This window comes from Streptomyces sp. NPDC051104 (assembly GCF_040682835.1).
GTDB classification, from domain to species: domain Bacteria; phylum Actinomycetota; class Actinomycetes; order Streptomycetales; family Streptomycetaceae; genus Streptomyces; species Streptomyces cynarae.
In genome coordinates, this window is the sequence record NZ_JBFBBS010000010.1 from 188,043 (window position 1) to 199,755 (window position 11,713).

5 protein-coding genes and 4 pseudogenes are annotated in these 11,713 nt (G+C 65.1%); 5 read left to right on the forward strand and 4 right to left on the reverse strand.

Annotated features, from left to right (window positions below; all coding sequences use genetic code 11):
* Window positions 1-13 precede the first annotated feature (13 nt).
* Together AB0N14_RS17905 and AB0N14_RS17910 are read left to right on the forward strand one after the other, a co-directional pair.
* Entirely contained in the window at window positions 14-6,799 is a 6,786-nt protein-coding gene (locus tag AB0N14_RS17905) for an RHS repeat-associated core domain-containing protein (RefSeq protein WP_366026616.1), read from the forward strand.
* Between the two features lie 27 nt (window positions 6,800-6,826).
* Window positions 6,827-7,291, forward strand: a complete 465-nt coding sequence (locus AB0N14_RS17910) for a hypothetical protein (protein ID WP_366026617.1) — start codon at window positions 6,827-6,829, stop codon at window positions 7,289-7,291.
* A 103-nt stretch (window positions 7,292-7,394) separates the two neighbouring features.
* On the opposite strand, the gene AB0N14_RS17915 is transcribed toward AB0N14_RS17910, so the two are convergent.
* Window positions 7,395-7,583 (reverse strand): integrase, encoded by a 189-nt coding sequence (locus tag AB0N14_RS17915; protein WP_366026618.1) that lies wholly within the window; start codon window positions 7,581-7,583, stop codon window positions 7,395-7,397.
* A gap of 109 nt (window positions 7,584-7,692) precedes the next feature.
* Between AB0N14_RS17915 and AB0N14_RS17920 the strand changes: the two genes are divergently transcribed.
* Window positions 7,693-8,892, forward strand: a complete 1,200-nt coding sequence (locus AB0N14_RS17920; protein ID WP_366026619.1) for an ISAs1 family transposase — start codon at window positions 7,693-7,695, stop codon at window positions 8,890-8,892.
* 10 nt (window positions 8,893-8,902) lie between these two features.
* Here the strand turns inward: AB0N14_RS17920 and AB0N14_RS17925 are convergent.
* A pseudogene (locus AB0N14_RS17925) lies at window positions 8,903-9,007 on the reverse strand (tyrosine-type recombinase/integrase); the annotation flags it as partial.
* A gap of 321 nt (window positions 9,008-9,328) precedes the next feature.
* On the opposite strand from AB0N14_RS17925, the gene AB0N14_RS17930 reads away from it, so the two are divergent.
* Together AB0N14_RS17930 and AB0N14_RS17935 are read left to right on the forward strand one after the other, a co-directional pair.
* On the forward strand, window positions 9,329-9,562 hold the full coding sequence (locus tag AB0N14_RS17930; RefSeq protein ID WP_366026621.1) for a hypothetical protein: 234 nt from the start codon (window positions 9,329-9,331) through the stop codon (window positions 9,560-9,562).
* A 600-nt stretch (window positions 9,563-10,162) separates the two neighbouring features.
* Window positions 10,163-11,032 (forward strand): annotated as a pseudogene (locus tag AB0N14_RS17935) (IS110 family transposase); the annotation flags it as partial.
* Window positions 11,033-11,194: 162 nt separating this feature from the next.
* Here AB0N14_RS17935 and AB0N14_RS17940 read toward each other — a convergent pair.
* Together AB0N14_RS17940 and AB0N14_RS17945 are read right to left on the reverse strand one after the other, a co-directional pair.
* Window positions 11,195-11,380, reverse strand: a pseudogene (locus AB0N14_RS17940) (transposase); the annotation flags it as partial.
* Between the two features lie 53 nt (window positions 11,381-11,433).
* Window positions 11,434-11,662 (reverse strand): annotated as a pseudogene (locus AB0N14_RS17945) (site-specific integrase); the annotation flags it as partial.
* Window positions 11,663-11,713 lie beyond the last annotated feature (51 nt).

An 11,713-nucleotide genomic window follows, 5' to 3' on the forward strand; every position in this document is an offset into this window, starting at 1 on the left:
CATACCGATCTCGGTGCACGCAGTTGCGCCCAAGCACGGCTCCTACGCCGGGCCCTCCTCCGTCGACGTCATCGTCAAGCCCCGCACCGCAGCAGTAAAAGCCGGCGTGAACGGTGTCCTGTTCACCATCACGCCTTCCACCACCGGCCAGGGCAAGGCACTGCTCAGCCTGGACTACTCCCGCTTCGCGCAGGCCTACGGCGGCGACTTCGGCTCCCGACTGCACCTGGTACAACTTCCCGCCTGCGCCCTGACGACGCCGCAACGAGCCGCATGCCACCAGCAGACTCCACTGGAGTCAAAGAACGACGCGGCGGTCAAGTCGCTGACGGCCACGGTTCAGCTTGGCACCCCTGCGTCGCCGAAGACTGCGCCCACCACGGGCGGCCATGCGCCGGGCTTGGCAGTACCGCCTGTCGGGCACGACAAGACGCGCATGCCGCCGAAGGGTTCCAGCTCCCCTCAGCTGGCCGGCGAACGCCCCCTGGTCGCATCCGCCAGCACCAGCAGTTCCTCCACGATGGTGATGGCCGCAGTGTCCGGCTCGAGCGACGGGGATGGCGGCGGACCCTCGGGTACATACTCGGCGACCACTCTGAAGCCGTCCGGATCCTGGTCCGGGGGTGGCTCGTCGGGGTCGTTCACGTACTCCTACCCGATGGCTGTGCCGTCGGCGGCGTCTTCGCTGACGCCGGATGTGTCGCTGGGGTACGACTCCGGGTCGGTGGATGGGCAGACCTCTGCCACCCAGGCTCAGTCCTCGTGGGTGGGGGATGGCTGGAGCACGCCGCAGTCATACATCGAACAGTCCTTCATCTCCTGCAAGGACAACCCGGAAGGCACCGCGTCGCCGGTGTCGACGTCGGACCAGTGCTACGACGGGCCGGTGTTGACGCTGTCGCTCAGTGGGTCGACGACCGCCCTGGTGTGGGACTCATCGAAGAGCGTGTGGAAGCCGCAGTCCGATGACGGCGAGGTGGTCAAGCACGTCACCAACTCCAACAACGGCACCGGGACCTACAACACCGACTACTGGACGGTGACCGACCGCGACGGGAAGGTGTATTCCTTCGGCCGCAATGAGCTGCCCGGCTGGTCCTCGGGCAAGCCGACGACGAACTCAGTGGACTCGGAGCCGGTGTACTCGGCGCACTCAGGCGACCCCTGCTACAGCTCCTCCGGGTTCACCTCCTCGGTGTGCACGATGGCCTACCGCTGGAACCTGGACTACGTCACCGACGTGCACGGTGACGCCATGTCCTACTACTACAAGCAGGACACGAACTACTACGGCGAGGACAACGGCGCCCACAACGTCTCCTACGTCCGCGACTCGCATCTGGACCACATCGACTACGGCTTCACCGACGGCAATGCCTACGGCACTGTGCCGGACAAGGTGCTGTTCACTACGGGGGACCGGTGTGTGTCGGGCACCTGCGACCCGCTGAATTCCACGACCAAGGCAAACTGGCCTGACGTCCCCTACGACCTGGTATGCAACTCGGGAACCACGTGCACCGTGCACGACCCGTCGTTCTTCTCCACGGTGCGGCTGACCTCCGTCACCACCGAGCAGTACGCGCCTGCCTCCTCGTCGTACACGAAGGTGGACTCCTGGGCGCTGAACCAGACCATGCCCACCTCCGGTGACGGCAACGCGACCCTGTGGCTTTCCAGCATCGCCCACACAGGCCAGGACACCGCTGGCGGAGGCAGCACCTCACCCATCACGCTCCCGAGCGTGCAGTTCGGAGCGGTGGACCTGCAGAACCGGGTGGACACCGTCACCGACGGTCTGCCGCCGCTGTATCGGTTCCGCATCTCGTCCATCACCACCGAGACGGGTTCGGTGATTGGCGTTCAATACGGGCGGACCGCCGCCTGTTCCGCACCGGTGACCATCAGCCCTTCGTCGAACACGTCTTCCTGCTACCCGGTGTACTGGACACCGCAGAACTACAGCGCACCGATCCTGGACTGGTTCAACAAGTACGTCGCCAACAAGGTCACCCAGACCGACCCCACCGGCGGTGCGCCCACGACGGCCACCTCATATCAGTACTCCAAGCCCGCGTGGCACTTCGACGACAACGAGGTCGTTCAGAAGAAGTACCGCACCTACGGGCAGTGGCGCGGCTACCAGGACGTCAAAACGCTGAACGGCGACGGTGTCAACGACAAGCAGACCCTGGATGAGAGCACGTACTACCAGGGCATGTCGGACGACAACAACACCACCGCGGTGACGCTAACCGACTCTCAGGGCGGCACTCACGAGGATCTCAACCAGCTGGCCGGGGAGACGTTGGAGTCCACTTCCTACCTCGGCAACGGCGGGCCGGTGGACCATTCCACGATCACCTCGTACTGGGTATCTCCCGCCACCGCCACCCGCACCCGCTCGGGCCTGCCGGACCTGACAGCCAACATGGTGCGGCCTGTCGAGGCATGGACACGGCAGGCGCTAACCGACGGCGGCACCATCACATGGCGCATCACCGAGACCGACACAAGCTATGACGCCACCATCACGGACACCGGCTTCGGCCTGCAGACGGCGGAGTACAGCCACACGGTCCCGGCGAACGCGGCGTACAACCGGTGCACCACCACCACCTACGCGGCACCCAACACCAGCAAGAACCTGGTCGGCCTGACCGCGAGCACGGAGACCGACTCGGTGGCGTGCGGCGGGTTCACCGAGGGCAGCACGAGCACCGTGCCCAGCTCGGTCAATACGCTGACCGCCCCGCTAAGCGTGAACCGCCCCGACCAGGTCATCTCCGCTACCCGCACCTTCTACGACGACCAGACCCTCGCGACCACCTGGCCGCAGCCCACCTCCCCGACGTTCCCCCAGACCACCGCCCCGACCAAGGGCGACGTTTCCGTCATACAGAAGGCATCCGACTACAGCAGCGGTGCCTTCACCTGGCAGACCAGCAAGACGCAGGTGTTCGACTCCCGCGGCCGGATCACTACCACGTATGACGCGAACGGGAAGAAGACCGTCACCACCTACACCGACGACGCCTACGGCTCGACAACCGGAACGACCGTCACCAACCCCCTGAACCAGGCCGCCTCCGCCACCTTGGACCCGGCCCGCGGTCTACCTCTCACCACAACGGACGCCAACGGCGTGGTGACCACCGTGCAGCACGACGCCCTGGGTCGGACAACGAGTGCATGGCTGGACTCCCGCGCCACCACGTCGGCGGCCAACTACACCTACGCCTATACCGTGTCCAATAGCGGCATCACCGCCGTCACTACGAACAAGCTGAACGACTCGTCCGGCTACCAGACCTCCACGACCCTGTACGACGCGCAACTGCGCGTCCGGCAGACGCAGGCTCCCACACCGCAGGGCGGCCGCCTGGTCACCGACACCTTCTACGACACCCACGGCTGGAAGAGCGCCACCTACAACGGATGGTGGGACTCGGCCACCACCCCCAACACCACCCTGGTTTCCGCCGCCAACCTCAAGGCAGAGGTCCCCAACCAGGACTACTTCACCTACGACGGCCTCGGCCGCACGGTGATCGACCAGTCCGAAAAGGACAACGTGGAGGTCTCGCGGACCACCACCGTCTACAACGGCGACCGCACTACCGTCATCCCCCCGGCCGGCGGTGTCACCAAGGCCACCGTCACCGACCCCCTCGGCCGCACCAGCGAACTCGACGAATACACGGGCGCTCCCACACTGACGACCCCGCCGGACACCTTCACCGGCATCTGGTACACCACCGGCGGCACCACCCAGGCCACCGCCTACGGCTTCGACAGCCACGGCAACCAGAACACCGTCACGGCCGGTGGTAGCACCTGGAGCAACACCTACGACCTGCTGGGCCGTATCAAATCCAAGAGCGACCCCGACGCCGGCAACAGCACCCTGCAGTACGACAACGCCGGCAACGTCCTGCAGACCACCGACTCCCGCGGCAAGACCATCAGCTTCACCTACGACGCGCTGGGCCGAAAGACCGGCGAATACGACGCCCCCTCCACTGGGCAGTCATCGTCGAACCAGCTCGCCTCCTGGGTGTACGACAACTCCAACAACGCCGTCTCCGGCATGACGTACCCCGTCGGCCACGTGACGACCCAGACCGCCTACTCCGGCGGCGCCGCCTACACCACCCAAACCCTGGGCTTCAACGTCTTCGGCGAACCCACCGGCGAGACCGTCACCATCCCCTCCACCACCGAAGGCAGCACGCTCGGCACCAGCTACACCTTCCGCCACACCTACACCACCACCACCGGCTTGCCGTTCCGCGACATCTACACCGCGGCCGGGGGCCTACCGTCCGAGACCGTCTCCCACACATACTCCGGCGCCCTCGATCTGCCCTCCGGTCTAGGCAGTACCTCCGGCTACGCGCAGACCACCAACTACGACGCCTTCGGCCGGGTCCAGCAAGAGACCATAGGCATGGGCTCCAACGAGGCCTGGATCACCAACAACTACGACCTACACACCAGCAAGCTCACCGACCAACTGGTCACGCGTTCCACCGCCACGCCCACCAACGTCGACGAGCAGGCCTACACCTACGACCCGGCCGGCAACATCACCAAGCAGACCTCCACCCGGCTCGGTTCCACCTCATCCACCGAAACCCAGTGCTACCAGTACGACACACTGGACCGGCTGACCGCGGCGTGGACCGCGACCGACTCCTGCGCCGCCACCCCCACCACCAGCAACTCCTCCATGGTCGGCGACGCCCTCGATGCAAGAGCCGCGTACTGGACCAGCTGGAGCCTGGACGCGCTGGGCAACCGGCAGACGCAGACCGACCACTCAACCTCCGGCGGCACCGACACCACCACCAGCTACGCCTACGACGGCAACAGCGCCAACCAGCCGCACACCCTGACCGGCACCAGCAGCACCGGCGGCAGCACCGCGTCGACCAGCTACGGCTACGACGCCGCCGGCGACATGACCACGCGCACGACCCCTACCGCCGGTAGCCAGAACCTGATCTGGAACGACGCCGGGCAGCTCACCGACATCACCGGCGGCACCAACGGCGACAGCCACTACGTGTACGACGCCGACGGGAGCCTGCTGCTGCAGAAGGACCCTGGCACCACCATCCTCTACCTGCCGGGGGAGCAGCTCGCGCTCAACACCGCCACCGGCGATGTGAAGGGAACCCGCTACTACACCCTGCCCGGCGGGGGCACAGCCGTCCGCACCGGCGACGCCGCCACCAACACCAGCACCTACACCTTCCAAGTTCCTGACCAGCACGGCACCAACGGCCTGCAACTGGACTCCACCGCCCAGACTCCGACCTGGCGCCAGTTCACCCCCTACGGAGCCCCTCGAGGCCAGGCCACCACCTGGGCCGACAACCGCGGCTTCATCAACGCCCCCACCGACACCAATACCGGCCTGACCATCCTCGGCGCCCGCCAGTATGACCCGGACACCGGCCGCTTCATCAGCCTCGATCCTCTCTTCGAAGCCACCAGCCCTCAAGAACTCAACGGCTACAGCTACGCAGGCAACAACCCCCTCACGTTCTCCGACCCGAGCGGTTTGAGGTTCTGCGCCGACGACGCATGCCATGGGGACTTCGTCGACGGACAAGGGGGATACCACGACGTCGACGGCCACAAGGCCGGAAGCTACTGCGATAGGCATAAATGCTACGAATCGTCAGGCGGCGGAACGGCGCATAAGAGCAACACGGATTCATCATCCACATCAACGAAGTCTTGCAACAACCGTGCATGCGAGGAGAACCCCAACCGCTGGCACGAGGTAATCGACGCTGCAAACCGAGAGACCCTGCAGCAGACACTCCACGACTACCTGACGGTGGGCAGTTTCATTGCCGGCCTCGGCATCGCTGTCCCTGTGGTAGGCGCGTGTACCGTCGGCGCTCCTCTCATCGGACCAGAATGTGTGGCTGGTGTGAGCGGTGCCGCCGCAGCGGTGAACGGGATGTACAGCGGGGCGCCGGAATTCTCAGAACCGGTCGAAGGCTCGCCCCTATGCAGCTTCGACCCTAAAACCCGCGTCCTCATGGCTACCGGTAAGACCAAGCCCATCGGGAAGATCAAGGTCGGTGACCGGGTCGAGGCCGCCAACCCCAAGACCGGCAAGCACCAAGGGTCCCGCACCGTCCAGCACGTGTGGATCAACCACGACCATGACCTGCTCGACCTGACCATCCGTACCAGGGACGGTCAGACAGGCACCCTCCACACCACGGCTAACCACCCCTTCTGGGACGACACCACCCACACCTGGGTCCCCGCCGGCAAACTTCACCACGGAGACGCCCTCAACACGGCTGCCAACGGTCACGCCTACGTCCTCACCGTCCAGCCCAAACCTGGCGCTGCCAACCGCTGGAACCTCACCGTCCAGCAACTCCACACGTACTATGTGCTGGCGGGGCAGACTCCGGTTCTGGTTCACAATTCGAGTGGAATCTGCGGAACCGCGGCGCTGGAGAACGGGGACTGGCAGCATATTCTGGACCGTCACCGGCCCGGTGGTGCGTTGGTCGACGACGAGGCGGGTATCTTCATCGGCAAGGAGAAGAAGGTCCGTCAGAGGATTGCTGACACCATCAATCGCGGCACTCCCAAGCCGAACACGCCAGACCCTGTTACTGGCGCGCCGCGGCCCGGCCAGATTTATGAATGGGACTTCGGTGACACCATCGGCAGGGCTGGTCCGGCAAATGGGGGTGGAGACTTGACTAGCATCCGCGTGATCGTGAATGACGGAAAAGTCGTGACCGCCTTCCCGTTCTAGGTGAGAGAGTTCCTGCAAGGAGAAACCATGATTCATCTTTCCTTCTCTCTCCCAGAGCCGGGTTCACCCTGGCGGAGGACCTGGGAGGGGGCCAAGCAGGGCGATCCTGCGGGTCTTGCAGAGATTGACCTTCGCTACAAGTACTTCGGCGTCAATGTCGAGATGCTCGTAGATGACGTGGAGGTCATCTCAAAGCGTAGATTTGTGACGCTCGTTGATCTGGCCCTTTCACTCTCCCATGCAGAGAGGCGTATCTCGTCAGGAGAAGATGCGGCGTTCGGTTTCACAGAGAGCGAAGAGGTTATCCATCTACGCCGCGACGGCGATCTCATTGCCTTGACCTCGTCGAAACGGCCCTGGCGAGTTACTGCCGAGCGTGAAGAGCTCGAGAGTGCTTTCTCCAGATTCCTTCGAGAGGCGCATTCGCGTCTGACTTCAGAGATCCCTGGATTGGCTGTTAATCCGGTGATTCGGAAAATCTTTCCGGAATAACTCGGAACGTTCTCGAAGTGAGTGCAGAGTGATAAGCGGAGGCCCCACCGGAGTGATTTTCGGCGGGGCCTCTGGGGCTTTGACGGCAACGCTGACGGCAACGTCAGCGGATGACGGCTGTGGCAGGTGGGTCGTCGGGGTCGTCGTCATGGCCGCCGAGGGTGTGGCCCAGGGCATCGATGGCGTCACGCTGGAGTCGGAGTCGCACGTGGGCGTAGACGCCGGCGGTGACGCCGATGTGGGCGTGGCCCAGGGCGGTTGCAAGTTCCCGGATCGCGTAGATCGTCCGCACCCAGCGGGAGTTGACGTGGCAACAGCACAGGCACGAGACCGGTGATCATCAGGGTGTCTACGCCAGCTGATCACATTGAGGTCCCGTGCCTGCCGCTCCATCCTCCCCGATGCCTGCCGTCCTGGCGAAACTGGGTCCCCTCCACCAGCACGACACCGGCCGCCTGTACGCCTACCTCCGGCGCGTACCCGACCCGCGTTCGCGTCGCGGGCGGTGGTATCCCCTGGTCGGCTTGCTGCTGATCTGCGCCTGCGCAGTCGTCTCCGGCGCCCGGACCATCACCGAGATCACCGAGTGGGGACAGCGCGCCACCACCACGGTGCTGGAACAGCTCGGCATCCGCCGTCACCTGCCCGGACGCCGGCGCGCCCCGTCCCATGCCACCCTCACCCGGCTCCTGGCCGCCCTCGACGGCGATGCCCTGGACGCCGCGATCGGCGCCTACCTGGCCGAACGCGACCACACCGATGTAGGCGGCACCGGCTCAGCGCCGCGGCCGGCGATCGCGGTGGACGGCAAGGCGCTGTCCGGATCCGCGCACCGACAGCAGCGCCACCGACACCTGCTGTCCGCCGTCACCCATGCCCCCACCGTCACCCTGGCCCAGCGGGAGGTGGGGGCCAAGACCAACGAGACCGCCGCCTTCCGCCCGCTGCTGGAACCACTCGATCTGGTCGGCGCCGTGGTCACCTTCGACGCCCTGCACAGCGTCAAGGACCAGGTGCGCTGGCTGGTGCAGGAGAAGAAGGCCCACTACATCGCGGTGATCAAAGGAAACCAGCCGACCGCGTCGGCCCAGGTCAGGGCCCTGCCATGGGATCAGGTGCCCGTGGCGCACACGGTCTCCGGGACCGGGCACGGGCGGCGGGAGTCCCGCTCGGTCAAGACCATGGCCATCGCCGAGAACCTGGGCGGGATCGCCTTCCCGGAAGCGCGGCTGGTCTTGCGCATCCACCGGCGCCGCCAGGAGAGCGGCAAGCGGCAGACCCGGGAGACGGTCTACGCCGTCACCAGCCTTGACACCCACCAGGCCAGCCCTGCCGACCTGGGCGGATACGTACGCGGGCACTGGGGAATCGAAAACTCCAGTCACCATGTCAGAGACGTGGTGTTCGCCGAGGACGCTTCCACCGTCCACACCGGCAGCGCGCCGCGGGCGATGGCCGCATTGCGGAACCTGGCCATCGGCAGGCTGCGACTGCTGGGAGCGGACAACATCGCCAAGACCACCCGAACGATCCGGAACGCACCCGAACACGCCGTCTGGATCTGGGGCATCACCGACAGCCCACTCCTACCGGGAACTTGAAGCCGCCCTGGGCGTGGCCGAGGAGTTCTTTGATCACTACGAGGTCGACGCCTTGTTCCAGAAGCAGCGTGGCAGTCGAGTGGCGGAGGTCGTGGAAACGGATGCGGCGGAACCCCAACCCGGGCAGGACACCGGCCAAAGCCCACTCCACCGCCCTCACGCGCGTAACCGTCTGACGGCAACGCCGACGGCAACACGGGCGCACAACACGGCACTTCCACGCACACCCGCGTACAAGTCGAAGGGCGTTTACCTGCGAAAACGCAGATGACAGCTCCCCGGCGAGCACACGTACTATGTCCTCGCAGGCACTACGCCGATCTTGGTTCACAATTCGAGTGGTTGCGGCGAGATTGTCAATAACTTTGACAGCTTCAATGCGGCTCGCGCTCATGCGATTCAGCGGGCTGGCCTCGGCGACGATAGTGTTCCGTTCGTGCAGAAGCTCGGCCCATTCAAGGGAAGGATCACAGGGTCACAGAGTCCTGATGGACTGCGTGGATGGAGGATCGACTTCGACCCCGCAAATCCAGACAAGGGATTCCATGTGAACTGGTGGGTGAAGAATGGCCCCAAGCGAAGTGATGGCTGGAGCTATGGTGTGAACGTCATCGATGGGGGGAGTTATGATCAGTATCTTGAGATACTCAGCCACTTCCCGCATCAGTGAGATGGAGGTGCTGGCCGGTGAATATTGACGACCCACACGTTCGGGACTGGATGACTCGTGTTGGCGCGTCTGTCCTGGATATCGAGGTGTCTGCGCGGTTCTCGAAGTTCTTGGACTCCCTGCCTTGGGCGCCGAGCCACGTGGATTGGCGTAGTATTCCGTGTGCCAGGTTTGAGCTTTCTGGTGACTGGGAGGAGAGTGTTCTAGAGTTCTCTCGCGAATATCCGCTTGGTAGGCACGAATACTTGATGGCGCTGTACGATGAATCGCAGCTCTCGATCTTGTGTCCGCTCCGTTTTGGCCTCAGGGATATTGACCTAATATACTCTGGCGCTCCGGGGAGTCGATATATTTGCGGCGTGGATCTGATTGATGGCAGGGCAGTGCCTGCGTATGAAGATTTTGCCGAGTTTGATGGATTGGCGAATCTGATCTTCAGAGCCTAGTGAAATGACAGCGGCTCCATCGGAAATACATGCCGATGGAGCCGCTGTGGTGTCTGACGGCAGTAGTTGACGGCAACGTCAGCGGATGGGCGCTGCACCAAGCGGCGGATCGTTGCCGTCGTTGCTCGCGCCTCCGGTCTCGGCGAGATTGCCTACCTACCGGGGCGAGGGCAAGACGGAGGCCAAGGACGCCTTCGTCATCGCCGACCAAGCCCGTCTGCGCCGGGACCTCGGCCTGCTCCGGCCCGGCGACGAGATCGCCGTCGACCTGCGCACCTCACTACCCGCCGCCTGGACCTGGTCTTCGACCGCACCCGGCAGATCAACCGACTGCGCGCACAACTACTGGAAATATTCCCCGCATTGGAGCGGGTGCTGGACCTGACGAACAAGGGCCCGCTGATGCTGCTGACCGGATACCAGACTCCGGCAGCCATCCGCCGCTCGGGGTGAAACGAATCGAGACCCGGCTGAAGAACCGCAAGGTCCATGGCGCCGCCACACTCGCCAGGACCGCTCTGGAAGCCGCCCAGGCCCAGCACACGGCGCTGCCGGGTGAGAAACTGGCGCCGCTATGGTGGTCCGCCTCACCAAGGGGGTGATGGCCCTCGACGAGGAGATCGCCGAGCTCGACGCCCAAATCGAGGCCCGGTTTGGCGAGCATCCGCATGCCCAGGTGATCAGCACCCTGCCCGGGATGGGGCCCAGGCTCGGCGCCGAGTGCCTCGCCGCGACCGGCGGCGACATGGATGTCTTCGGCACCGCGGACCGGCTGGCGGGCTTCGCCGGGCTGGCGCCGCAGCCACGCGACTCCGGCCGCGTCAGCGGCAATCTCCGCCGACCCCGGCGCTACCACCGCGACCTCCTGCGGGTGATGTACCTCTCGGCCATGGTCAGCCTGCGCTGCTGCCCGGCCTCCAAGGCGTACTACGACCGCAAGCGAAGCGAGGGGAAGGGGCACAAGCAGGCCCTCCTGGCCCTCGCCCGCCGGCGCATCAACATCCTCTGGGCCATGATCCGTGACGGAGAGTTCTACCAAGCCCCACCCCCCGCTACGCCGCGACTTGACATCCTTATTGGGAAGCTCCATCTCCAGCTCGAGGATGCGCTTGTCCTTCTCTCTGACTTCAGCCCGCAGCCGCTCCAGCTCCGCCCGCTCACTCTCCCGCAGCCGGCCACCAGACGGCTCGGCCACCGGCCGGTCCGACGACGGCGACCCGTTGCGCCGCGCCCGCGACACCCAGCTGTGCAACGTCCCCGGGTGGATGCCCAGATCCTCGGCCACCTCCGGAATCGGCTTCCCGGTCTCCGTCACGATCCGTACCGCTCCCTCCCGGAACTCAGCGTCGTAGATGCGCTTCCTGGATGCCATGACCCCCAACCATCCCTCCGGTCACGGTCTCCACAGTAGGAGGGGAACCTCAGGATGTAGGCGAGCGTCAGCGGGGAGAGCCGCTTTCGGCAGCACCGGCCGAGCGCGCAGCAGCGCGGGCGGCGGCTGGCCTGGCCGTTGGGGTTGCGCCCGGCGTCGATGCCGCGTGCGCAGCACTGGCAGGCGGTCCGCAGGTCGTTGAGCCAGCTGCGGACTGAACCGTCCGCTGTAGCGGATGTGGGTGTTCACGCGCAGTTGGTGGACGGCGGCGTTCTCCAGCCAGCGCCTTGAAGGTATGGTCAGGCGGCTCAGCAATGCAGCGGGCTACTATTC